This is a genomic window from Bdellovibrionales bacterium, from assembly GCA_016714165.1.
Classification (GTDB): domain Bacteria; phylum Bdellovibrionota; class Bdellovibrionia; order Bdellovibrionales; family UBA1609; genus JADJVA01.
The window spans coordinates 21754-46411 of the sequence record JADJNU010000007.1; the positions used below are offsets into that span (position 1 = coordinate 21754).

24 protein-coding genes are annotated in these 24658 nt (G+C 44.8%); 10 read left to right on the forward strand and 14 right to left on the reverse strand.

The genetic code is table 11. The features are described from left to right. Positions 1 to 28: 28 nt before the first annotated feature. The 4 genes from IPJ71_18370 (at position 29) to IPJ71_18385 (ending at position 5114) form a co-directional block, all read left to right on the forward strand. On the forward strand, positions 29 to 1582 hold the full coding sequence (locus IPJ71_18370) for an IS66 family transposase (protein MBK7845614.1): 1554 nt from the start codon (positions 29 to 31) through the stop codon (positions 1580 to 1582). A gap of 178 nt (positions 1583 to 1760) precedes the next feature. Further along, on the forward strand, positions 1761 to 3005 hold the full coding sequence (locus IPJ71_18375; protein ID MBK7845615.1) for a hypothetical protein: 1245 nt from the start codon (positions 1761 to 1763) through the stop codon (positions 3003 to 3005). Between the two features lie 275 nt (positions 3006 to 3280). Further along, entirely contained in the window at positions 3281 to 3712 is a 432-nt protein-coding gene (locus IPJ71_18380; protein MBK7845616.1) for a hypothetical protein, read from the forward strand. Between the two features lie 148 nt (positions 3713 to 3860). After that, positions 3861 to 5114, forward strand: coding sequence for a hypothetical protein (locus IPJ71_18385; protein MBK7845617.1), 1254 nt, complete (start codon positions 3861 to 3863; stop codon positions 5112 to 5114). A gap of 14 nt (positions 5115 to 5128) precedes the next feature. On the opposite strand, the gene IPJ71_18390 is transcribed toward IPJ71_18385, so the two are convergent. Then, positions 5129 to 6241 carry a tetratricopeptide repeat protein gene (locus IPJ71_18390; protein MBK7845618.1) on the reverse strand — a complete coding sequence of 371 codons (1113 nt, stop codon included), beginning with the start codon at positions 6239 to 6241 and terminating at the stop codon, positions 5129 to 5131. A 315-nt stretch (positions 6242 to 6556) separates the two neighbouring features. Here IPJ71_18390 and IPJ71_18395 point away from each other — a divergent pair, with 315 nt between their 5' ends. The 4 genes from IPJ71_18395 (at position 6557) to IPJ71_18410 (ending at position 11056) form a co-directional block, all read left to right on the forward strand. Beyond that, on the forward strand, positions 6557 to 6952 hold the full coding sequence (locus IPJ71_18395) for a hypothetical protein (protein MBK7845619.1): 396 nt from the start codon (positions 6557 to 6559) through the stop codon (positions 6950 to 6952). A 447-nt stretch (positions 6953 to 7399) separates the two neighbouring features. Continuing rightward, the gene (locus tag IPJ71_18400; GenBank protein ID MBK7845620.1) at positions 7400 to 8983 is read left to right on the forward strand and encodes an IS21 family transposase; all 1584 of its coding nucleotides are present in this window, start codon (positions 7400 to 7402) and stop codon (positions 8981 to 8983) included. 28 nt (positions 8984 to 9011) lie between these two features. After that, positions 9012 to 9773 carry an ATP-binding protein gene (locus tag IPJ71_18405; protein ID MBK7845621.1) on the forward strand — a complete coding sequence of 254 codons (762 nt, stop codon included), beginning with the start codon at positions 9012 to 9014 and terminating at the stop codon, positions 9771 to 9773. Positions 9774 to 10318: 545 nt separating this feature from the next. Further along, the gene (locus IPJ71_18410; GenBank protein MBK7845622.1) at positions 10319 to 11056 is read left to right on the forward strand and encodes a hypothetical protein; all 738 of its coding nucleotides are present in this window, start codon (positions 10319 to 10321) and stop codon (positions 11054 to 11056) included. Between the two features lie 3 nt (positions 11057 to 11059). Here IPJ71_18410 and IPJ71_18415 read toward each other — a convergent pair whose 3' ends face one another. The 3 genes from IPJ71_18415 to IPJ71_18425 all read right to left on the reverse strand — a co-directional run bounded on the left by IPJ71_18415 (position 11060) and on the right by IPJ71_18425 (position 12778). Beyond that, entirely contained in the window at positions 11060 to 11311 is a 252-nt protein-coding gene (locus IPJ71_18415; GenBank protein MBK7845623.1) for a hypothetical protein, read from the reverse strand. 25 nt (positions 11312 to 11336) lie between these two features. Next, the gene (locus IPJ71_18420) at positions 11337 to 12302 is read right to left on the reverse strand and encodes a hypothetical protein (GenBank protein ID MBK7845624.1); all 966 of its coding nucleotides are present in this window, start codon (positions 12300 to 12302) and stop codon (positions 11337 to 11339) included. A 74-nt stretch (positions 12303 to 12376) separates the two neighbouring features. Then, positions 12377 to 12778, reverse strand: coding sequence for a hypothetical protein (locus IPJ71_18425; GenBank protein MBK7845625.1), 402 nt, complete (start codon positions 12776 to 12778; stop codon positions 12377 to 12379). Positions 12779 to 12818: 40 nt separating this feature from the next. Here IPJ71_18425 and IPJ71_18430 point away from each other — a divergent pair, with 40 nt between their 5' ends. Both IPJ71_18430 and IPJ71_18435 read left to right on the forward strand, forming a co-directional pair. Beyond that, the gene (locus IPJ71_18430) at positions 12819 to 13229 is read left to right on the forward strand and encodes a hypothetical protein (GenBank protein ID MBK7845626.1); all 411 of its coding nucleotides are present in this window, start codon (positions 12819 to 12821) and stop codon (positions 13227 to 13229) included. A gap of 82 nt (positions 13230 to 13311) precedes the next feature. Then, the gene (locus IPJ71_18435) at positions 13312 to 13671 is read left to right on the forward strand and encodes a hypothetical protein (protein ID MBK7845627.1); all 360 of its coding nucleotides are present in this window, start codon (positions 13312 to 13314) and stop codon (positions 13669 to 13671) included. A gap of 391 nt (positions 13672 to 14062) precedes the next feature. On the opposite strand, the gene IPJ71_18440 is transcribed toward IPJ71_18435, so the two are convergent. The 10 genes from IPJ71_18440 to IPJ71_18485 form a co-directional block, all read right to left on the reverse strand. After that, positions 14063 to 14278, reverse strand: a complete 216-nt coding sequence (locus tag IPJ71_18440) for a hypothetical protein (GenBank protein ID MBK7845628.1) — start codon at positions 14276 to 14278, stop codon at positions 14063 to 14065. A 131-nt stretch (positions 14279 to 14409) separates the two neighbouring features. Next, positions 14410 to 15066 carry a hypothetical protein gene (locus tag IPJ71_18445; GenBank protein MBK7845629.1) on the reverse strand — a complete coding sequence of 219 codons (657 nt, stop codon included), beginning with the start codon at positions 15064 to 15066 and terminating at the stop codon, positions 14410 to 14412. A gap of 584 nt (positions 15067 to 15650) precedes the next feature. Beyond that, complete coding sequence (locus IPJ71_18450) at positions 15651 to 16214, reverse strand: BrnT family toxin (protein MBK7845630.1); 564 nt, start codon at positions 16212 to 16214, stop codon at positions 15651 to 15653. 127 nt (positions 16215 to 16341) lie between these two features. After that, a complete protein-coding gene (locus tag IPJ71_18455; GenBank protein ID MBK7845631.1) occupies positions 16342 to 17163 on the reverse strand; it encodes a hypothetical protein in 822 nt (273 codons plus the stop codon). Between the two features lie 60 nt (positions 17164 to 17223). Beyond that, positions 17224 to 18879, reverse strand: coding sequence for a hypothetical protein (locus IPJ71_18460; GenBank protein ID MBK7845632.1), 1656 nt, complete (start codon positions 18877 to 18879; stop codon positions 17224 to 17226). Next, complete coding sequence (locus IPJ71_18465; GenBank protein MBK7845633.1) at positions 18863 to 19918, reverse strand: ParA family protein; 1056 nt, start codon at positions 19916 to 19918, stop codon at positions 18863 to 18865. Before IPJ71_18465 ends, IPJ71_18460 begins: the two co-directional genes overlap by 17 nt. Before the next feature lie 149 nt (positions 19919 to 20067). Further along, on the reverse strand, positions 20068 to 22182 hold the full coding sequence (locus IPJ71_18470) for a TraM recognition domain-containing protein (protein ID MBK7845634.1): 2115 nt from the start codon (positions 22180 to 22182) through the stop codon (positions 20068 to 20070). Next, positions 22166 to 22984 carry a replication-relaxation family protein gene (locus IPJ71_18475; protein ID MBK7845635.1) on the reverse strand — a complete coding sequence of 273 codons (819 nt, stop codon included), beginning with the start codon at positions 22982 to 22984 and terminating at the stop codon, positions 22166 to 22168. The genes IPJ71_18470 and IPJ71_18475 overlap by 17 nt, the downstream gene beginning before the upstream one ends. Before the next feature lie 314 nt (positions 22985 to 23298). After that, entirely contained in the window at positions 23299 to 23706 is a 408-nt protein-coding gene (locus IPJ71_18480; GenBank protein MBK7845636.1) for a hypothetical protein, read from the reverse strand. Between the two features lie 22 nt (positions 23707 to 23728). Then, positions 23729 to 24658 (reverse strand): hypothetical protein, encoded by a 930-nt coding sequence (locus tag IPJ71_18485; GenBank protein MBK7845637.1) that lies wholly within the window; start codon positions 24656 to 24658, stop codon positions 23729 to 23731.

Genomic DNA, 24658 nt, shown 5'->3' on the forward strand with positions numbered 1-24658 from the left:
TCGAAGAAAATGTTGAAGAGTCCCGCGCATGCAGCCGCGAGAGCTATTTTCAAAACAAGAAGAGTTGTCCTCAGAGAATGAAGGCCTGAGAGCGCGTGCTCGTCTTGATGAAGAGAAGATCAAGTTCCTGCAAAGTGAGGTCACTTGGTTGCATGAGCAGATCCGTTCTCTCAAACGAGCGCAGTTTGGTAGAAAGTCGGAGTGTTGGGTGTCGCCGGAGCAGGGGGTGCTCTACAACGAAGTGGAACTTGAAGTCTCCAAAGGAACATCCGAAGAGGATGAAACGCAGGTCGAGGTCACGGTTCCTGCGCATAAAAGGAAGCGAGGTCATCGTCGTCCAATCCCCGAGAATCTTGAGCGGGAAGTGGTGAAGATCGAGCTTCCAGAAAATGAGCGATTTACTGAAGAGGGAGACCCTCTCAAGGTGATTGGCTGGGAGGTTTCCGAGAAGCTCAAATATGAGCCAGCCAAAGTCAGTGTCCTCCGCTATGAGCGGGCCAAGTATGGAGTGGATAGCGGGGACTATGTGAAGACCGCTCCGCCTGTGCCTTGCGTGATCCCTAAGGGGATTGCCACTCCCGAGTTGCTTGCCGCCATTATCACCTCCAAATATTGCGATGGACTTCCGCTGTACCGGATTGAGGAGATCATGGAGCGTCAGGGAGTTGATCTTCCCCGCAGCACGATGGCCCGCTGGGTTGTGCAAGTGGCGCAGGCTCTTGTGCCTGTCTGGAATGTTCTTTCAGACCGGCTGATAACCTCTTTTTATGTGGCCGTGGATGAGACGCAAGTGCAGGTTCTCAAAGAGAATGGCAGGAAGGCCGAAGACAAATCATGGATGTGGGTGAGGAGTACGCCCTACGGGGACGAGAAGATTGTTCTGTTTGATTACCGCATATCCCGGAGCCAGGAAGCGGCCAGGCAGCTTCTGGACGGGATTACAGGATATCTGCAATGTGACGGATTGAATGCCTATGATGTGTTGGAAAAACAAGAGGGCGTGATCCGCATAGGATGTGGGATGCACTCCCGCAGGAAGTTTGAATCTGCCACAGTGGATGGGGCTAAGTCCGGCCGAAGCCTTGGAGAGGCAGGACTTGGTTACTTTAAAAAACTGTATGATCTGGAAGAAAAAATCGGCGAGAAGCCGCCTGATGAGCGGTACCGTCTGAGGCTGGAAATAGCTGAGCCCATCTGGAAAGAGATGAAGGAGTGGGCTGAAGGGCATCAGCCCAAGGTTCCAGCAAAAAGCAAGATCGGAGGGGCCCTCCGCTACTTTTTGAATGAGTATGAGTACCTGACGGGCTACCTCAAGGATGGGCGTCTGGAGGCGGACAATGGCTTTACGGAGAGAGCGATCCGCAAGTATGCCATCGGAAGGAATGCGTGGCTGTTTTCCGACACCCCCGCAGGGGCCGAAGCCAGCAGTATCATGTACAGTTTCACTGTCACAGCCAAAATCAATGGGGTGAACCCCTACGCGGCCATGGTTCGAATGCTCACTGAGCTACCACTGGCCAAATCCCTAGAAGACTTCGAGCGCCTCGCTGAGATCATTTTATCACCTGATTCTCGAGCCTGAAAAATACAGGTTATGAATCGCTTACCTGTCGACTCTTTCTTTTTTTCATTTGCTTAAAGCCTATCCTCCATCCAGATTGCTCATTAAGTGGCTCTCTTATTGCAAATCCCCAATTCGGATTTTTTAGTTTTTTGTCAGATTTATCGAACTACCAAATTTTATTTTCCGGAGGAAGCTAATGATGAGTAAAAGTATTTTAAGCCTGAGTTCACTCGTGGCCGTTGCCTTAATGACGGCTTCAACAATTGGTTGCAGTAAGCCCACACATAAGGGTCAGAAGACATTTGACAAGGACCTGGTCGGGTACTGGGCTCCTTCTCCAAAAGATGTAGACTCTCCTGAAAAGGCCTCTGGCGCAGAAGACCAATCTAACGTGGCTCAGGTCACACGGATTGATCCTAACGGCGATGTCTTTGTTTTCGACGAAGAGAAACGTAGTTTCAACAAAATTGGAGTCGTGCAGGCGGACGGCTCGATTCTCCTGACGCCAGAGGTTTCAAATAGCGAGTTCGGTCCTGTCTCGTTTGTGTTAACTAAAATCGATATCGATAATATCAAGGTCGTTGGAACTGGTCCGGTGTCATCGGTACCAGGTTCAGGAGAGCCGGTGGGCAATCAGAAATTGGTGAAGAAGGACATATATTTTTTTAAGAGATTCACTCAAAGCCAACAAGAAGAATTTAACAAGGCCTTAGCGGCGGGAACCCAAAGGAAATCCCCCCCGAGCTCAGGTACGGTAGGCGGCCCTAGTGCGGCTACTCCTGGTGCCTTTGATGTGGATTTTGTGGGATACTGGGTGTTTCAGGGGCCGTATTATAACAATTATTACGATGTCTCGCCAGGGTCTGAGATTCCAAATGAGGCGAGAGTCCTTAGAGTTGATCAAAATGGGCAGGTCTTTATGTTAGCTCCTGCTCTTGGTCTTGCCATTGAAGATGGCGCACCCCCTTCTGTAAATGTTGGCGTTGTGCAATCGAACGGCGAGATTCTTTTGACACCAGAGTTTTTAGAGCTCGCTCCTGTTGGACTTATGGTTCTAATAAAAGATCAGTTCGGTCAGGTCCAAATTCGAATTGTGGAGGCTCAATTGGATTCAGACGGAGAGAGAATGGGTCGTCTTGATGATGAGTTCCACGTCGAACACTTGGCAAGAGTAACGGAAGATCAATTTAAAAAGGCTGTCGAAAAACGAATCAAGAAGAGCATATCTGTCGAGGCTGTTGAGCCAGAAGCGCCTGCCGCTGCTGCCGAAGGAGAGCCAACGCAGCAGGAAGCAGCGGGCTTAGAAGAACCGCAGGTAGCTGGAAACCAAGAGTTAGAAGAGCCATCGCCAAGAATTCCAACAAACGAACTGGTTGAGATTGACCCAATAACTTGGGAAGCTTCATTTCGCCAGCCAGTAAACCCCGCACTTCTTCAATAGAAAAATCTGAAGGAGAGTGGCCGAACATTCCCATCCCATCCCTATTTCTTAGATCTGGATGGCGATGGGAGGCTGCTCAAGTTGAGGCAGATCCCTTGACCAATTGCTGGACAAATGCTGCCTCAAATTATTTCACTAAGTGTATCAAGGCCTTATGGCTTTTTGAGGCCTGGTAGGCATTTTTTTCCTTTATTTCTCAATGTGGGCCGCCGATAGGTACTCTGTGAGTCGATTTTTGACTTGCCTTGAGGCAATATACTGGGAGGTATAGGAGCATGGTACGTACAATGTGTATTCTTGTGTGTGATGAGCGTGAGACAGCTGACAAGTTGAAGTCCTTTGGACAAAGCAACGGTCTGACTGTTCAGGTTTATACGAATATGGAATGGCAGAAGGGAATGAGAGATTCTAGTTTTCTTCAGCAGCTTGCTGGAGAACTCCCATCATTGGCGATTGGTTCAAAGCCAATTGATGTGGGTGCAAAGATTCTTCCTTTCCCAGGTCCAGGTCAGCGCATGGATCATAACGGAAAAGTACAAACGATCAATGAAATGGAAGCTCATGCGATTGAGAACGCCATTCATGAGTTCAATGGTAACTTAACTGAAGCAGCAAAGGCTCTGGGTATTGGCCGAGCCACCTTGTATCGCAAGGTTAAGCAATACAACATTGATCCTTCTGCTGCGAGACGGAGACGAGTTGCTTAGACGAAAGGATTTTAACCTTTCACTTATTTCTTTATTAGCCTGAAAACGAGAAGACCGGAGCGATAAGTCCGGTCTTTTTTTTCGTGCCGTTGTTCAGTCCTGCAGATGTATGGCTGTGCAGATGTGCAATTGAGCAGTTGAGATATTCTTGAGAGCAGCGATCGGAAGCATGTTGACAAAGCAAGCATGGATTTTATGGATCGGAGGATCTCTTCTGGTGTCCCTCTTGGCGGGCATGGCTTATTTTTCAGAAAAGCACAGAATTCATCTCGAATTGATTGCTTATGTTTGTAGTCTGGTTGAAGAGAAATTCTACGATGAGTCCGCTGAACTTAACAATTGGGCAGATGGCTGTAGGTCAGAGGCCCAGAAAATGGACTACCTCGAAGATACGCGTACTGTTCTGTCCCGCTTGCAAGCTCAACTCTACCGTCTTGGAATCTCTCATTCGGCGATTTATACTCCTTCAGAGGATAGGCTTCTTTGGGAGGGTCAGGGGAGAGAGAATGGGACCCGTGTTCGCCAAATTGAAGATAAATATGTTGTCATCGAGGTGCTGCCTGGTAGCGCTGCTCTCAGGGCTGGAATAGCTCCTGGAGATCTTGTTGAAGAATATGCTGGAGAGGCCGTCTATTCAGAGTGGCAACTCAATCAATTTTCTGGAACATTTGTTCTTCGTCGTGGTGATAAGCGATTTTCAGTTTTTTTGGAGCCGACAGAAATTAACGTCGATTTTAATCCTGTATTGGTCCCTGCAAAAAAGGACGTGGGCCTTTTGAAGATATCGAGCTTTCGGAATTCCTATTTTAAGAAGGAAGACTGGTTAAAAATCGTGAAGGCGATGGCGCAATACAAGGAAATGATAATTGATATTCGAGAGAACCATGGCGGCGGCTTTGTTTCTGCTCTTCGTGCTCTTTCTCCCTTCTTTTGTGACAGAACCAAGATTGGTCGCCTTCTCCAGCCGAGAAAAAACAAGGCGTTGAAATTGGAATTTGAGGACAACATGGACGAGACCTATCAGCACGGACTCTTGGATGTGGCCGGAGAGGTGGGTCTTTTTACCTATCCGGGATATGGCTGCTTTCGGGGGCCGGTAACAGTATTGACTAATTTTCAAACGGGCTCGGTATCGGAGATCTTCGCTTACGCTTTTAAACTGAGAGCCCGTTCCCGAGTGTGGGGAGAGCCGACTGCAGGAGATGTGGTTCTCGCGATATGGTATTTTTTATTTCCGTTGCCTAGAGGCTATAGTATCTCTGTTCCTGAGGCTATCTATCTCACTCACGATGAGATCAATCTTGAAGCGGGAGGGGTGTGGCCCGATAGAATACTTAGCTATCGCCTGGAGGACGCCATTCGTGGGCGTGACACATGGATTGAGCAGGCCGCTATTCAATAAGAGGTTCTTGGCTGCTACTCTTTGATTTTTCGTTTGCAGTCTTGAATTTGTTTTGTGTAGCGACGGGAGAGTTCATCTTTCTTTGCCAGACGCAATTTTCCTGCAGCTTCTCTGATTTTTTCGACCACATTTTCGTCGATTTCACAGGCCTTTGAGAAGGTTGCCAGGGCGTCCTCGTGATTTTCCTGTTCGAATTGACAAACAGCCAAGCCAGTCAAAGAGCGTGCTGACTTCTCATCGGCTGAGACAGCTTTGGCAAAATATGTTTGTGCCCCTGCGTAGTTTTTCTGGCGCAAATAGTATTCACCTGTGGCCCATTGGGCAAGTTCCGATTTGGGAAATCGGCGCGCAGCTTGAATCAATACTTTGCCCGCACTTGTTTCATCTTTACTATCGAAGAGGCTTTGGGCCAAGTAGACATAGTTGTCCTGTAAATCCTTTTCGATACGCATTGCCTTACGACAAGCCTTTATTGCGGATTCAAGATACCCATCGATCGAATCAAGCCGACAAAGGTGGGAGTAGATAAGGGGGTCCTTTCCAAAGATCTTGACCATGTCCCGTAGAATGCTACGGCTTTCATAGTTGTTTTTTGTGCGCTGGAAAATATCCAGCAGAGAGTCGTAGGCTTGCCGGAACCGTCTCTGAATTTTAATTGCGTCTCTCATACTGTTTGTGGCTTCGGTGAATTTTTCAGATTTAAGGTAGGCCAGGCCTACTTTGTAATGTATGTCATATCTCTTTGGACCACTTTCGAGAGCCTTTTTTAAGACCCTGACTTCGTCCGTGTATTTTTTGACATTTTGGTAGGCTATTGCGAGCTGAAGGAGCGAGCTCAATGAGAGTTCATCAGTAAAGGGGCTCAGCAGTTCGATCACCTTCATTTCCTGGCCTTTAGATCTAGAATATTGAAGCGCCAGCGAAGATCTTATTTTAATGCTATCTGGTTCAGCTTTCAGCCTTTCTTCAAGCGAGGAAATGGATTCTTCTGCTTCAGCCAGACCTATACTGGGTGAGTATTTTCCCAAGTAAGAAAAAAATGAGAGGCAAAACAAAAGGAAATACGAAAACAAAAAAACGGAATTTTTCTGAATCGGCCGTGATCTTGGATAATCAAGAAAGCGCATTCCTTAGTTTAGCTCTCCTTTTCTCACCTGAGAAGAAAAGATAGGTCTTTGGCCGAGGTTTAAGGAAATTTTTCTGCACGGAGTACACAAAAAAGCGTCCCGATCCGAAATGGTATGAGAAAGGGCTGTCGATTCAAGCTCTTTGCTGCGGTTTGTATCATTTTGAACCAAGCACGGGAGGCAATAAATGTTGAGCAGTCGTCGAATCTTTCGTCACTTTAGTGCGCTGAATTGATCGTAATCCCGGCATGGCCTTCGCAAATTATGAAATCCAGACGCTAATATAGGCGAGTGAGATAACAGAAGGAATATCAGATGTCAGAGCAGGGCGGTAAAGTCATAGAGCTACCAATCAGACCTCGGGTCCAAGAATCGAAGAATGGGGTTTCTCTGAAATCCTCCAATTTTGAATTGAAACAGCACCGAAGAAAGATTCTAACTTCGGTTTCGATTGTGTCCATCGTATTAGGGGTAACCATGGTAAATAAAGTTCTCCTTGATCGACCGGGATCGGATTCTGGTTCTTTGCGTCCTTCTAGCCCTTCTCGTTCTATTGCAAGCCTTGGAGAAATAGATAGTTCCAAAAATCGCGATTGGACCTGGGAGCGCAAAATGACAAATCAGCTCATTGAATCGGGCTCGGTGGTACTGGCGGATATTCAGGTACATCAATTTACGGAGGAACTGGTGGAATCGGTGGATCATTATTAAGTAATAGAGGCGGTGGTGGTGGTGGCGGTGCAGGTTATTATGGGGGGATTGGTGGCATTTGCCCAAACAGTGGGCTTAATTCTGGCGAAGGTGGAATCGGTGGATCTTCATATAAAGATGTGTCCGTTTTAAATTCTGCTGTAACCGCAGGCAGCGGCATAAATCCGGGGGCTTCTTCAGATTCTGATTATGTTTCACCATACGGAAGATCACAGAACAACGGAAGAATGATTATTTATTGGGGCTATTAGATAACTTTGGTAATGAGAGATATTTCTGTCCCGTCTCACGTAACGGGACCGGTATGACGCAGACAAATCTCACACAAGTGGACCGGTTATGTGGGGTCAAAATCTCATATACTTGGACCGGCCAAATGCTTAAAAATTAGGCATAGAAACATCCACCTGAACTTCATGCAAGAATGACCCCTAAAAGGGAGGAAGCATGAAGCGAAAAAGGAACTCGATTTTAGGGAGAATCACGGTGGATCGAAAAATTGTCGAACAGTTTCGAGCGGGCCAATCGGCTTCGCAAATTTCCAATCAACTCTCCAAAGGCAAAGGCTATGTGATCAAGGTCCGAGGCCTTGCGGTGGAGTACGGATTCTTAGAACAGATCAGTACAGAGCCAAAACTCTTTCGGTCGACTGATAGGAAATTGCCGAATTATCCCGAGGCCCTTTTTCCGATCATAGATCTCCGCAAGTCGAAACCAGCAGAAGCCGACGCTCTGCTCGATCCGCACAAGAATTGGATCTTGGAGCGACTCCATCTGGGTTGGTCACCACAGACAATCTTCGAAGAGATTCCGGTGTCGATTCCACGTGCAAGTTTTTACCGCTATCTTGAGAGGCAGCATTTTCAGTCCGACCGTCTGCTTCGGGGCTCATCACCTGAAATCATTCACGCCCCCGGGGAATGCTTGCAGGTGGACTGGGCGAAGGCTCTCGATGTGATAGATCAGGACGGTCGCAAACGTGCCATATGGGCCTTTATCGGGATTTTGGGTCACAGTCGGTACACGATGGTTCGAGTGATGGACAAGTGCGATTTTGTGACAACGGTGAAAGCGATCCAATCAATGCTCTTTGAGGTTGGTGGGGTTCCAAGGAAAATCACCTCTGACAATCCAAAGGTATTCGTGAATCGTGCCTCGGAGCATGAGCCGATTTTGAATGCCGGTTACGAGAGATTTGCATCGCATACCGGTTTTACGATAGAGGCCCTCCCTCCGGCGGATCCACAGAAGAAGGGCAAGGTTGAACGTACGGTGCAATTGGTTCGGCGGCTTTTTGAGTCCTTTGATTTGAAGGAATTTTCAATCGAGAAAGCCCAAAGCCATATTGATTTGAAAATGAAGATTGCCAACTGTCGCAAGCACGGCACTCATGGCGAGAAGCCTGTGGAGGTTTTTGAGAATCAGGAACAAAAGACATTGCGTGACTTGCCCCAGGTTCCTTATGAGATCGAGACCATTTTGAATGGATTTGTTCGCCGTGATGGATATGTGAGGTTTTTGAATAAATACTATCGAGTTGACTTGAGGTTGTCGGGCCAGAGTGTGACTTTGATTGGTAACGGAGAAAAGCTTTCGATTTACTGCGCTGGGAGGCTACTGGAAGTCTATGATGTAATCAAAGACAAGTTCCAGCGCCAGGCGTGCAAGGATCACTACAAATCCTCGAACGAAACGAATTTGCAGAATCACGCCCATTACATCAAGCAGGCAGAGGCTATCGGCGGCAATGTCGCTCGAATGATCCAGATCATTTTATCGAGGGGGGAAGGTTTTGTAGACACTCGGGTGGTCTGGGGAATCCTGACGTTGAACAAGAAATACCAGAATGCCTTGATCGACAAGGCCTGTGCGTCTGCAATTGAAATCAGTTCGATCAGTTTTCGCACGGTCCACTCGTTTTTGAAGATGACACCAAAAGTAAAAATGGAGACTGAAAATTTTAATACAACGGGCGGCAAGTTCACAAGGCCGATGAGTGAGTATAGGGCTCACTTACGGGTCGTGAAATGATGTGGCCAAAACCAAGAGGGAGCGTGGAGTGAGCATAGAAACAATCCGTCAGCAACTGACGATGCTAAGGCTACCGTCGGCAGCTGAGAATTTAGAGTCGGTTTTGGCAGCCAGAAAAATCAAGTCCGATTTTTCCTGGCTGACGACATTGTTTGAGCATGAGCTGAATACGCGCAAGGAAAACGCGATTGAACGTAGGATTAAAAAGGCGACATTCCCAGAGAGGAGAACATTGGAGCAGTTCAATTGGAGTTTTAACAAGAGGATCAATCGCGAGAAGATCGAAGAGCTTTCGAGTTGCAAGTTCGTAGAGGAAAATGAAATTGCATTGTTGCTTGGAAGTCCAGGAACTGGCAAAACCCACTGCGCAATTGCATTAGGCATGAAAGCCGCAGCACTGGGCCACAGTGTGTTTTGTTCGAGCGTAAAAAGACTCAGTGCCAAGATCCGGATGGCCCGGGAGCGGAACACTTTGGATAAATTGTTCAAACAAATTTTGACGTCCAAACTTTGGATCCTTGACGACTGGGGCGTAGTGACGATGCCACGGGATGTGAGTGAAGAGATATTTGATCTCTTTGATCGACGCAAATACAACTCGGCGATGATCTTGACCAGCAACCGAGATGTCGAAGAATGGCCACAAGTCTTTAGTGATCCGATCCTAGCCAATGCGGCGATCGATCGGATGTTTGAGCAGGCTAAAATCGTGGTATTTGAGGGTCCAAGTTACCGCATGAAAGGACGAATAATTTTGCCAGATATTGACATCGAAAAAACTGAAGTATAGACCTCCAAAAATCAGGCGGTCCAGTTATGTGAGATTAGCCGGTCCAAGTATGTGAGACGGGACAATATTTCAAAGAGAACTGAAGTTCTACTGCGAAATATCACCTCTATCAGAGGAAAAAATCGAACAAAGGGTATGCCGGTGCCAACAGGCAATCTGGGTAAAATACCAAGATGGACGAGTGATTCAATTTATCCCAAGTCAAAAATACTCAGAATTTCATCCAATTGACTTCGAATCACTCCAAAAACTGGTCTCGCCGAACTATACATAGATATAATTAATTGTTAACGTCTCAAAGGTAAAATGATGGAGGCCTAAAGAAACGGTTCAATTCTCCCCGCCTCCACCATTCACGAATGAATCGTGAGTGAAATGTCCAACGGATGGATTAAGGAAATGAAAACAACAACTTGGTAGTTGTTAAGCCCTTTCCAGCCACTCGGTTCAGTTCCCGTGGACTCCCGTAAGTTCGCAGGACTTGCAACAACTTGTAGTAAACAGCGTGTAGTAAACATTTTGTTTACTACGGAAGGAGGATGGGAATGACAGCCATCGCGATGGCGAAAGCAAATGGAGTGGCTGTGTTGGTCACTGATTCAACAAAAGTTTGCGATGAACCAGGCAAAACCCTTAAAGTTTCAAAAATAGATGAAGTAATAAAAAATGTTGAATATGTCGGTTTCGGTGGAAGTGAGACAATTCGGTATGGCCACAATCAAATGCTTTGCTGGAGTCACTTTACTCAGCAGGCTCATGACTTAGAGTCATCCGCTTACATAGATCAAATTATTTTTGCGAGCAAAACGTATCAAGATGCAGTGACACTTGTTACTGGTAAGCCCGCAATGGCACCACTTGAATCACTGATCTTTGTCATAAATCAGAAAAAGGCATTTTTTTGGGACCTAAATTTATGCCCTACAAATTATTGGAAGCGCGCAAATTCCTCACCGAAATACTTATCTAATAACGAAATGATCGTTAGTTATTTTGGAAATCTCTCTCCTTCTATAAGTTGCACAAATGATCCAACATTTAGTGACCTTGAATCGGCAATCAAAGCGCAAGAACTATTCTATGCCTCGCGCGGCAAGAGCCATTTGTTTCCTTATCAAATGAAAAACTCAACTTTTTCGGCAGTAAAGTTGGGCAATAACGGAACTGAAGTCAAAAATCCGTTTCAATCATTTATTGAATTTATGGCTTCACACATGAACTGTTCCGATGCCGACAAAGTATTAGCTAATATGGCCAAATCCCCCAAGGGTTGGGATGATTAGAAACTACGGAAGTTCAATCGTGTACTTTTCCGCGAGTATTTCGCAAAGCAAGGTATAAGCAGCAGCTACCTTTTCGACCAACTCTGAAAATACATCCTTGAGATGCTTTCCAGTTGGACGATTTCCCAAATGAGCTACGCCCTTTTGACTTCGCATATCCCAAAGCTCTTTTAGCGAATCTTGAATCTCTTTTACAATGGCCTCATCTATTCCGACTTTACGCAGGCAATTTCCCAGCGTGTTGATGCTTCCCAAAGTTTTGTCGTAACAACCCAAGTACTTAGCAAGCTCCGAAAGATTGGCTCTCGCGAGAGTATCTACACAGCGATGCCAGCTTAATTGTCTCTGACTTCCACTCTTCCAAACCATTTGTTACGACCAAATTAAGACTATTTAGTACCCCATCGAAGTCCTTTATCGTGGGGGAAAATACAACATACTCTTTGTCATTTACCTTGAATGTCGGAACCCTCTTTACCAAAGCCTTGAGAGTATCAATGGGTTGAGCATCGGCCCACTTTCCCTCAAAGTCAGTTTTGAACGCACGATCGGAAAGTCCCGCTTTTGGCTTTTCATTAAACGATTTCCAATATAGTTGTTCGGAGTAAGGTAGGTGTCTTAAATAGCAGGGATAAGTTGAAACCTGCCCAGCATCATCTATATCGTAGGTTTGCAAATACCAACCGCCGATGCAGTTAATCGTTCGACTGGAAATCTCATATTTATCAGGATCAGCCTTATATTTAAGTAGTACATCAGGTTTGAAAAATGCTGGTGATGTTTCAAAAGGCAATTCCGATTCGGTGAAGTAGTTTGCGGTTGCGCCTGGCGCGCAGGAAACTTCAGTCACCTTCTTGTTTTTCCAATCATGAACTATGTAAGTGCAGTATTGTTCTTCCTGCTCTAGGTCCCGATCAGTAAAAACATCAAGTGCCTGCGCATCCGTAAGACTTTCCCCAATTATTTGAGATCCACGGGCAAAACTGCCGGATGGTGTTTTGGTTTTGTCATACATCAAAACTCGTCGAGCATGTACGTCCCCATCTCTAGCGATGGCCTCTTCACTTCTTGAATCTTCTTGAAATCCGAATATGTCCCGATTTCTGTGGATGTCGAACAATCTAACAAGTTTCTGCTTTGTGTAGTGTTCGTACACTTCTAACTTCCGTTTGCTGGCAAAGAAAACTTTTGTGCTGCCACGAACGACCATGAATAAGTGAGGCATGTATTCGCCATCCTCATTCATTGTACAAAAAGCATTTTCCGAATCTACCCAGTGACATTCAAGTGCATGAATCAATCGCTGACTGAATTCATAGTTCAGTCGATCGTCGTTCCTGCGTCGCGAAAATTCCCTATAATAATACAAAGCTTCAGCACCCTTAAAAAGTCACTTCTTGGATCTGCAAAAGGCTCCTCAACATCCACCCACTCTTTGTCACCAGAACCCCAGTGCGTAAAGCTCAGTGCTCGCGATGCCATCATTAGGTCCCAATCATTTAACGATGCCTGTTCAAGGCCATCAAACTTCACATTTGGAACAAAAACTGAATATAACGTCACACCTTTGGAGTGAATCAATACTGGAACAAATTCTTCTTTCGCAGTTCCTTTCAGAAATGAAAAGAAATCTTCAAACAATAACCAATCCTGGTATTTTTCGTTTTCAGTGGGGGGCGAATCTGCATACGCCAAGTACTTAAAAATATGATCTACGCTCATAGTGTCCTCAATATACTAACTAACGTATAATGATGGTAGCATGAAGGCAGAAGTAAAGAATAGGGCCTTTGCCCTCTATGTTCACGAGGGCAAGAGTCTTAGAAAGATCATTCAGGAAGTTCAAATATCGCGAAGCACAGTGGAGCAATGGTGTAAGAAAGAGGATTGGGTCACAAAGCGGCGTAAGCATTGGCAGGGTATTGCACAGAAAATTTGCGAGCAGCAATCAAACCAGCGAATCGGTAAGCAGGCTTCAATAGCTGGAAAACTCCACAAAATGGTTCAAATGATTCATGCCCAGCATATGGCTTTTTACGAAGGAAAATTACCTCGATCGGCGATCAAGTACAGCATCCGCGATTTGTGTCGGCTCGCTATTTCGGTCCACCAAATTGGTTTACACGAACTTCAATGTGCTGAAGGGGCTATTAATTTGAATCGTAAAAATTGAAAATTTAGGCATTTGAGTTTATATTCCCACCGTGGCCGATCATTTTGGCCGTGCGCGTTAGGCGAAAGTCAGGTGGGGTACAGTGGGCGCCAGTAAGCTCGTAAAACAGCTTGAGGGCCAATTATGGCATCCAGCCATCGGTTGGCAGGTTTTGAGGCGTTCAAAACGCTATCAAGCTGCTTTTGCGCGATTCAGCCAGGCCGCTGATGAGGTTGAAGGGCAAGGTGGACCGACTGACTTCGCGGTGGAGTTTGCCTCACTCGGTTGTGTGCCTGAAATTCAAAATGAGCGGCTAATTGATGCTGAAAAAACGGGCAGCACTCCAATGCGTGTGCGCGTACACGATGATGGTGCAGGCGCCAGTTTCCAAAGGGACCATTTCAGCCGATTTGCCGGTCCTATGGTCCTTTCTAAGGGCCGAAGTTTAGAGGGACCTTTGTAGATATATTGATCTGATATTTTTATTTTTAATTGCAGAACTCCTTCTAAAATGTCACTCCAATGGAGTTTCCGGTGACAAGTCGGTTTCGTTACGTTTTTAAGACCAGCGAGACTTCCCTAGAGGTCATAACAAACCTTGAATTCAAGCTCGAGTCATTGAACAACAGGCTCTTTATTGATTGCCTTCGTTTTAACTCTTGGTGGCCTGAATTTTCAAGTTCTTGATGCTCGGGAAGGCCTCTGGCTCCTTTTTCTCTTATCCACGAAATAGACCCGACTTGTTGCCTCTGTGTAATCTTTAAGAAAGGTCATTAGCGGCCGGACACGTCTCCCTTTCAATTCCAAATACACTTTGTCTACGAATTAATTTTTGTGGACACGGAACTCATTTGTCAAATTGCCAAAGGTCCCATTCCAAACCGGCAATAACGGTCCCCGGAGGACCGGCCAATCGGCCAAAAAGCTCCCAATGGAAACCGGCGCTTCCAGTTACTTAGCTTTGGCAACAGCTTATCGATTTTGTCAGTTAGTCCATAGTCCTTAAATATTGCTGCCACTAGACCTAGGTGACCAAATTCCTCTACTTCAGTAATGGGCTTATCACTCATGATGATCTCCGATGATTCATTTTGAAACTGTTTTTCATCGGAAGTTCGACTAAACTTTTGAAGGGATTTGAGTGTGATTATTAATTGGTCTTCACCTGAGAGTTCAACTGCAGAATGTCACTTATATAATCCTAGAACACATAGCCAACGCCAAACACAATAAAAGATGGCCGAAACATGACGTCTGCTAACGCCAACGGCGGAGTATTACCAAAATCATGTCTATAATCGGGAGTTACCGATGTTAAAGCGAAGCGATACCAAGAGGTTGCTTCATAAGCTAAATGCCAAGTTAAGCGATTCCTGACCCATTGATAGCCAACTGATGACCGCAACATATCAACATCGCCCGTCGCTTTTTCTTCAATAAAACGATTTTTCACGCCTACCTTAGAGGTTGAGAGTATACCAGAGAGGTACCAGGTATCCTCCTTAATTGATTCACCCAGAGCGTATTCAACACCTACGCCAATAGAATAGGCTGAAATGTTGTACTCACTTATGTCTATTTGTGAATCTGTATATTTCCAATAATCTCTGAGGAGATGATCTGATACAAAAGTCCCACCTTGAAGACCAAGGCGCAATTTCGGCGTAACATCACGATGCAAGCTCAATACGAGATTACCAGTTAGTCCGTCTGTGAGGCGCAGTCGAATTGAGTTTGCTTTATCTGGGGCGAACTGACTAATCTCGCTTTGAACGAGCTGGTTCGGCGCGGGCTCTTCCGCTGAAACAACTGTGGTAGATAGACCTAATAAGCAGCCGACCAATAATTTCTTATGCATTAAAATTCCTTCCCTTGCATCCCGGGAGCGCGGCCGGGTTGCCATGAGAAGGTCTCAAATAGGCCCGCACCCACACCTGGGATGGTCCTTAAATAACGCAACACATTATATTTGTCAACTGATATCGTTTAGGTAAGAAAACTGCAATAATCATACATGATCAGGCGCAGAATTTGAGGCTCTGAATACCCTCCCCGCCCGTTACGATTGTTACAATTTAGTCGGGTGAGCCGACACTCTCGAGTTAAGAGAAAATCTCAACTGGTTGATTTATTTGGCTTATAGCCATTTCTCCAGGCCTCCTCCGTGGCTCTCAAATTTGAAAGCCCGATCCGTCACATGGGGGCAATTCTCTCTTCGTGTTACGATTCTCGCAATGAAAGTGGAGGGGACACTACAGGTCTCTTGCAATATTTGAGAGTGACCTAATCAAAATAGGATCAGGCGCAAATTTTGAGGCCATATAGACTTCCCTCCACCCCTATTCCGATTGTTACAATTGTTCCGTCACAGACCAGGGGGCTGAACAGCTGGGACGAAGAGGAGGCTGATGACCGAGGACGCGACATCCTGGTCCAACCGCCCTAAGATGCTTTCTCAAGATATTGGATTAAGGCCTCGCGAATGAGCCTTTGATATTTTGTGTTCTTCAATTCTGCAAGATCCTTAAGTCTCCTCAAAAGATCATCTGATATCCGAAACGTAACCGTCTTATCTTTAGGGACAAATTGGAAATAATGAGAGAACGGCTTCCAGTCTCCATTTCTGATGAGATCTGAAAAATCCCTCTCAACAGGGTCACTCTTCACTCTTTTATTTACCTTTGCCTTTTTTACTTTTTCTTTTTCATTTAATGCCTCTATTTCCTTTTTTTTCGCGTATCTGGCACTAATTACACGAATCATAAATCGACCTTCAATTATCCGAAGCGTAAACACTCCTACCAAATACCTGCCATCATAAAGACCAAAAGCTACGTACCTATCTTCGGCCTCGCTGTGTTTATTATCAGGTGTAACCAACGGATCACTCAGAAAAAATGCCTCGATCATGGATATCGACAGGCCGTGCTTCTGACACTTCTTTTCGTTATGCTGATCCCAGTTGAAATAGCTAATCTTCACCATGCTAAGTATAGCAATGTACATGCAAAATGTAAATACAAAATGTCAATTTATTATTTCCTGGTAAATTCAGATGTTTATATGACGAAAGGACCCCTCAGTTGAACCCTAATCTAGGGTTCAACTGATCTATTGAAAGATCGATCTCCCCTCATGCCGCCGCAAATTCCATCTCTCGTCTCCAGACCATGGTCCTGCGACGAGAACGAAATTTCCTTTGAAAACCTGAGCTCAATTGATGAACTAAAATGATATTGGAGATTTGAAACAGTAATCTCAAGACCACAAGAGAGATGGTGTTGCTCTTTTGAGCTTGTTCGGGCCTTAGGCTTTGATTCATCTCATGTGCCTGAAGCTCCAGAAGACGCTTTCTGTGCTCGTTGTTCTCATTGGTCAGCTTGCGGGCCACTGACAGCCAGCCTTTTTGCATGAACACCTCAATTGCCAGATCGTTCTTCATCATCGTGGATTTGAGACCAGAGATCGTCTCTCTCAACACTTCGCCTTGGGCAATATTGCCCATCCCCTTCCCGATCACGTTGGAAGAAAAGGACCAGGACGAGTAGAGAAAGAGAAGTGCCAGCACTGTTTTGACCAGAATTTGACTCACCAGGTTTGAGGGTTTGAGAAAGGCAAACACGATCAAGAGTCCTTCAACCAAAAGGGCTGCAAGAATGGATTGTTCAAGATTTGAATTGTTTGACTGATAAAATTCAACCGCTTCACGGAGTAAAAAGTAAGTGATTCCAGCAATAAGGAGTATCTGGACCAGGAGGCCAAGAAATTCAAATTTGAAAGTTTGACTCCGAGGTTGACCGATTTGAGGACCACGTTGAATTTCAAACAAGGAGAGTTGGGATTCAACAATTGAGGGTTGAATTTCAGTCTTTCGCTTGAGCCGATGTTCTCTGATTCGCTCTTTGTTGCGAAGGTAATATTCCGAATTGTATTGCTTTCTGCAAAACTGACCCACCTTGCCTCCTTCCATGAAAACTGTATCCCTTTGTCCCCTACCCGATCCGGGGGTAGTTTTTTAAGATTTAGAGAGGCCCTCAACAATCTTGGCCATCACGAGCCTCTCATGAGAAACACTTCCGATCTTGACCAGTCCGTTTTCGGGAACAAGGGAAAGCTTCTCCCTCTCTGTCATGTGAGAGGCGATCTCCTGAGCTTTAGCTGTGAGCTTGTCCTGAGCCTGGCGCTTTTCGAGATCCGCCATCTCACGCCTTCTTTTTTCGTTGTTTTCCACCTGGACCTTGAGCTCGTTGACCAGATCTTCAGAAATATAGGCTCCAGAACGCCTGAGGATGCCCATCAGAAAGGCAAGCTTTGATCCACGGCTGCTGATCCCTCCGACATCTAAATCGTAAGCAAAAGCCTCCAGCGACTCCTGAACCTCTGATGCTGATAAGGTACCCAACTGGAAGAGTTGTTTGATCTGAGTTTGACCAAAACCGATGGCCTTCACATTCTCCGGTGTCTGAATCTGAAGCCAGTCTTCGGAGAGGTCCTGTCGCTTGGATTCAGGGCCGATAGTATTAGTAATATTCTTATTATTAATATCACTACTACTACTAGAGGGGGGTGTTTCAGAACTTGTTCCAGTGTTTGTTCCAGAAGTTTTTCGGTGTTCCGAAACAAAGTTTGAGAACTTTGTTTCGGAACTATAGTTATTTGTCACTCTGTATGACATGTATTCTCTGAGATCAGATTCCTTTGCTCGAATGATAATCTGAGATCCAGGACCTCTACCGAGGGATTGTATCGAAAAATAAGATTGTGGTGTCTTATTTAGCCTTTTAATTGTTGTTCTAACAGATTCCTTTTCTCCAGCAACTGAGGTGGAAAGTTGGTCATAAGTTGTTTTAATGGATTTTGTTTTATGTTTGAGACACTCGTCATAAATGAAGGTAATAATTCTTTTTTTAAGACCTATTAGCTTGGAGAAGTTTTTAGTGGGCTCTCCCGTTTTTTTAGTTAGATCAAGTACGTCTTCACTTGAGAGATCTATATTTTCTTCGAGATGAGGATTTTCTGGATAGTAGGACGGTAGTGGCCCAGAATTTTGTTTCGGAACTTGTTCCAGAACATTCTGTCTGTTCTGAAACTTTGTTTCGGAAATTTGTTTGGGAACTTGTTCCAGAATAGCCTGTTTGTTCTGAAACCTTGTTTCGGAACTTGATTCCTGAACTTTGTTAAGGTGATTCTGTTTGTTTTGGAACTGTGTTTCAGAATTGTGTTCTGAAACTGTGTTGCCGAACATTGTTTCGGAACTTTGTTCAGGAACAATGTTATGAGAATCTGTTTGCTTTATAAATTCAGAACTCACTTGTTCAGAATATGTTCCAAAACTATGTTCCGGAACTTTGTTCTCAAATGTTGTTTCGGAACTTTGTTCTGTAACATATGCTTGCTGGTTCGCTTGTTTTGTAGGCTCAGGAATTGTGCTGTCAAGATTTGTTCCAAAACTATGTTCCGGAACTTTGTTCTCAAATGTTGTTTCGGAACTTTGTTCTGTAACAATGCTCTCATTTTTTGTTTCTAAATTATCTTTAGAGGGCTCTCTTGAAAGATTAGGACCTTTGACTTCAGGACTCCTCGTATCAGCTGAAGGGGTTTCAAATACACGTCTACGCTTAACGAGATTACCTTTTGGAGTTTGGTCAAACGGATTATATTTGAGTGACATTTGTTGCCTCACTCTCTAGGATCTTGTCCCAAATAGTCTTTATTGCTTCATAGTAGTCATCGGCCAAAGCACTTGTTGGAGCATATTCAAAAATAGATTTTCGAAGAGTTAGAGACTCCTGGCCAGCCGAAGCTCTCCTTATTGGAGTAGGCAAAGCATTTTCAGGATACTGATTGAGGTACGAGCCATATATCTGCTGGCTTATTTTACTCTTGTCTAGCATAGTCGGAATCAGAAAATAATTGTCCCATTGAACGTGGACTGCCTCAGAAAATTCCTCGATATTTAGCGTGTGGTTTTTCAAGGCTTGATAGGATCCAAGTTCGCATCCAATTGGTGAAATCACGGTATCTGCGCACACCAAGCTGTTTTCAATCAAGGCATTCCAGTTAGGGCTGTTGTCAAAACAAATTACAGAGAAGTCCTTCAATTGAGGCATAAGTTTATCCTGAAAAAAATATTCCTTCCGTGTTTCAAATCGCAGCCGCTTTTCAAGGTGATTAAGGGCAGAATTTTCGGGAATAATAAAAAGATTAGGTAGGTCAGTGGGTAACATCACTTCACTGATCGTAGCCTTTTCAAATAGAAGTTCATAAAGCCCCATTCTTTCAATTGTGTTTGCTTCCTCAAGGCTTTGAAACTGCAACGGCGGTAATGTATAATCTGAAATCGTGCCCTGGAGATCGAGTCCGATTATTAAAATCTTGGATTGCTGGGCACCTTCAGACTTTACTGAGTTTAAAGCAAGAGCCCGAGCGAAATTGAATAGGAGCGAACTCTTTAAAACTCCCCCCTTGGACAAAAAACAAGAGATAATGTGTTGTTCCCGGCAGCCTTTTAAAAATCCAAATTTTCTTCCAATTTCCGGCAATTGCCCTGGGGTCCATTGACGAACAGCAATTTTACCTCGTTGTTGTCGAGAAGCCTTTGGAATTTCACCGCGCTCTTCGGCATTTAAGAGTGAAACGGGACTTTTGTATTTTTCCCCAATCCTAAATATTTTTTGAACATCATTAGAACTATAAAGATCATTTTCCATTTTTACCAACCTTATAGGTTATTTATAATTTTAATGCTTTAAACCTACAAATTATTAAATAATCGCTAAAAAAAAATATCAAGTGTATTCAGCATTACAATTTTTACGCTGTATAACGTCATTATGTTTATATCTCCACATTGATGTGATCAATTTTGGCTCCAATCAGAGAATCCAAAATCTTGATTGATGGACAAGACTTTAGTCATAGAACATTGAGAATCAACATTTCTGGAGAGGGTCAATATTTCACCCTGTCCGAGCTGTCGGATTTGATTTGGGTGCACGACGAATTCCTCAGTGTCCCTGACTGACTTTTCACCGGTGTTTTGATCCCAAAGCAGTCCTCGTTTATAACGCACCGTTGATTTTTGTATGCTTCGAGTTCCGGCCATGGAGGCAAAGTACTCGGCATCATCCGGGCTGTCGGTTCCGAAAATCAGTTTGGTGTTGCAGTTTCTTTCTAATTGATCACAAAAAGTGGGGGAGACTTTCATCAGATCTCCTCTGGATTGATGGGCGACCATGATTCCGAGTTTTGCACCTCTTGCCCTATTCAGAAGATCGATGAAATTGTCTGTGGCAAAGCTTGCGAATTCATCGACTATTAATAGACAGGGTTTTCTTTGATTCTCGGGGACCTCGTCATAGATTTGTCCGACCACTCGAATGATATTCTGAAGGATGAGTTTTCCCGTGATCACACAGGATTCCTTGTCGGCCATGGAATTAAGCAGGAAGTAATTGATGCGTCCCTTTTCGATGGTTTCCTTGATTGAAACACTTTGACGCTTCAGATCTTTGTTGTCTAAGAGAGGTCCTGCGGACGAAGTGATCAGATTTTTTAAGCCGACCGACAGTCCGGCTATGTCGCGTAGCCCATCTTTTGATTCGAGAACTTGAATGAGCTTTAATAATTTTGCGTTTGATTCGGGGCTCAATGCCGGATGAGTGGCGAGCTCTTTGACTCGTCCGATATCGTTTGCACAGTCCGAGATATCGGCAAGACTATAATCAATGTTTGAGTGTCGTTTCAATTCGTCGAGTACTGAAATGATATCAGACAGGAATCTTGATCCTTGAGCTCGATAGAAGGGCTCAGACCACTCAAAGGAATTCATGATTTGGGCGAGAACTTCCTGGGGACTTCCTCCTTGAAGGGGATTAAATGATCTCGAAATCTGATGTTTGGTGAGACAAATCAATTCGAGATCTGAGGAGCGCCCGGCCTCTTGTGTCTCCCGTTGAATCCAGCTGATGGTATCGGAGTCGGCTTTCAAGTCGATAAAGATGATTCCCATTTTTAAATGGATCAGTTTTTTCATAATGACCTGAATCAAAGTTGTTTTGCCGGCTCCACTGCCCCCGATCAGCTGGACATGGTAGTTGAGATTTGCCTTGGTCAAATAGACGGGTTCAAGTGGATTTCCAATTTTATGTCCAATGAGGATCTCTCCCTCCTTTTTTTGCGATCTCTCGGAAGCATCGAGAATGGATTCAGCGAGTGGGGGACTGAAGTGAGAAATGAATTTACCTAAAAGGGGAAGGAAAAAACAGGGGAGTGCTAGAGCCTTGTACATGGGCAAGATGTCAGAAAATACGTCGAAATTGATGATCCCTAAAAGGAGAACGACGCCTGAGATTCCAATTTTTTCGAGAAATCGGTTTGGATTTTCTGTTTTCTTTAGGCTGCTCAGAAATAGGAAATTGAGAACTGGCTTCCACAATCCATAGGATCTGCTAGCAATTGGGGTAAGAAGGTTTGTGGAGAGGGCCCCATGGGAGAGAAAATTGAGGTAGATAAATCCAAACTGGGCTAAAATTCCTATCAAAAATATCCTTAAAAGATAAAGCTGCACATCCACGGTCGAGAGGGAGTTGATTTTCAAAAGCTTTTTTATCCAGGCAAAGAGATGTCCTGTTTCGATCAGGTGGTTATACGTTACGGCCCCCCAGTGAAAGAGATCGTTTCCCCATTGATACTCAAAGATCCCCCAGTAGACGTGTTTCGGTGTGGGAAATCCAAAAATTAAGATGGTCAGTCCAAAAGGGACTAGGAGGTTTGTAAGAAGGATCAGTGCTTTGGTTTTTAAGGAGGATTTTAATCCCCAAGTTCCACTGAGAATCATTCCTAAAAAAAGACCAAAAAGGACCATGGGCAGATACTTGGCCACTTTTATCAGGAGCATCAGTGCTCCAAGTGATCCTGCCGTAATGAGAACTCCCGTTTGATCTTGAGGATTCATCTTACTTTGTCCAGACATGATTGATTCCTCCATCTGTCATCAGTTGCTCAAAGGTCTGAATTTTTTGATCCCAAATACGAATTTCAGGTTTATAGCGGGCAAGTATGGATTCATTGGCGCAAACAATATGGACACCCTGATAGTGAGGCTTCATGCTGACGACGAGATTGGTCAGGATCAGGGATCGCTCTTTGATGCGGGTTTGAGATTTCTGGGTGTGCTCATACTCGAAGAGAATTTTGGCCCCATCAGATCTGACGTAGACCCCATCAGGGATATAGATCTTCTGAATTTTGTTGAGTTGGCGAAGTTGGTCTTTTTTGTCCTCAAGGCCGATTCTTCTCTCTGATCTCCATGCTGTGGCCAAGCCCATATTTTCAAGGGCAATTCGAGACCAGATAACCTGAAGTGAGTGCACCATATCTTCCGGTACATTTTTTAAGTGGCTCAAATGAATGCAGTGATTGAGGTGGGAGCAAAGAGCTTGAACCCCCTTTTGAGTTGTTAAATAGAAGGGGTTTCTCAGCTCGCAGAATTCCTTTTTAATGAACCCACTTTGATGGAGAAGGTGCAGCCTTCGACGAGCGACTCTCAAACGAGTGTTGATTTTTGATATAGCTATGGCGTCAAAGAGTTTTGCTGCTACAAGTTGAGATGTGGCAGGCCCCATCTCGTTAAGGAACTGGAGAATTTCCAAATCCCTCTTTTGAAGATCCATTGACCTCACAATCAGGCCTTGAGGGAGTTCTCGCCTCTCTTCTTTCATCATGCTCATTTGTCGCTCAGCATTGTTTTTGAATTGCTCTGAATTTATAGTCATAGGTTTTCCTTCACTTCTCTAAAAATGGACCTTCGAATTTCATCTCTCACTCATCATTGAACTTTCATTTTGTAACCGGATCCCGCGTGCCGTCCCCCACAACCCCCTCCTCCCATCTCCTTCTTTTGTGCTCTCCCTCTGACTTCAAAATCTTCGTCCGAAATGGGCTCTGGCGCTTTGTTGACCACCCGACCTCAACTACTTGTTGGGGGTGGGTGGTCAACAAAATGGACGAAGTACATAGCCAGAGCCCAAAACCATTCATTTCAATAGTTTAACTCCCCCTCGGGTGTACCGTTGCCTGTACCGTTGAGCTATGGTGTCGCGGTACACCCAACGGTACAGGTCGCGGTACAGGCAACGGTACAGGGAGAAAAAAAGAGGCTCTTTATTTTCATAGCCTCTCGCCGTGTTTTCTTAAGACAATTTCCTGGAGCGTTGTGGTGGTCTTTGTTTTCAATCAGCCTCGATCTGGGAGGCGAGGACTTCACCAATCCCAGAAGTTTTCCTCTGACCTCGGGATCTGAAATGGCCTTTCCGATCAGAAAAGATTCCTCGGCATATCGGTTGATGAGCTTCCACCAGGCGTCCTCTTTTTCATGGAGGAGAAGTTGGGAGATAATTTTTGTCCAATCAGAACTTCTCAGGCCTAAGCCTTTGGCGTGTTCCTTGAAAAACTTGATTCGATTTCCAGCTTCCGGGTTGAGTTTGATAACGGGCATTTGTGACTCCTTTTGTTGATTGTTAGTTTTCAATGGCAGGGGCAAGAACGAGGACTTGAATTTCAAATGGACCTTTGAGTTCTGAGAACTCAGGAAACTTTTTAAGCTTTTCTCGAAACCTCTCAGCCGAGCTCATGGCACTTTGGCTGAGAGCTTTTTTTGTAGCGGAGTTCATCGAGGTGTCCTCAACAGTTCCGCCAAAGGGGTTCATGTATTTTGGGACCTGAGCGTCAAAATAGGCCGCCATAAAAGTCGAGATAAAATCACCCGCAAAATACTTGGCCTCTTTTGAATGATAGATTCCCTCAAAGCCGGGTGTGCCGAGATCGGTCAGAGCAGTTCCCTTAAAGGAAAAAGAAGAGGTCTTGGATTTTGGAGAGAGCAGTTCAAAATCAATGAAGACTCGATTTGAGTTGGACTCAAGGCGCGAGAATCCGACAAGTCTTGATGAGGCGAGAGATCCCGAAATGATCCGAGCGATCACGGGTGCCTTTTCATCGGCAAAAGCGATCACTGAGTGCTCGACTTGAGCTCGAAGAATGTCTCCTGGCCGGATGGACTTCAGTTTCTCTTTGATGGAATCGGTGGGAAGAAGTGTGAAGCTCTCGGTATCCGTTTGTTTTGAAAAGTGACTCACCAAGTAATGGGCCGGAAGATTTGAGGTCAAGCCACTCGATGCGCTCAAAGGGGGGCGAGCTTTAGAATCCCCCCTTTTGAAACTGAGGGGACTTTTTTTAACGGCTTCTATAGTTTCTGTTTTTGGATTTATTTTAAGACTTAAGCTGTCTTCGTTTTGCTTTTCTTCTTGAGGTCCCACTCCACTGTTGGGAGCCGAACTTTGAGAAGGATCCTCAAGTACGATGAGGGGATTGCCATCGAGAGTTTTGTTTGACGCAAAAGCTTTCAAGCTTTCAAGAAATAGAAATAAAAAGAGAAGTGCTTTTGAATTCAT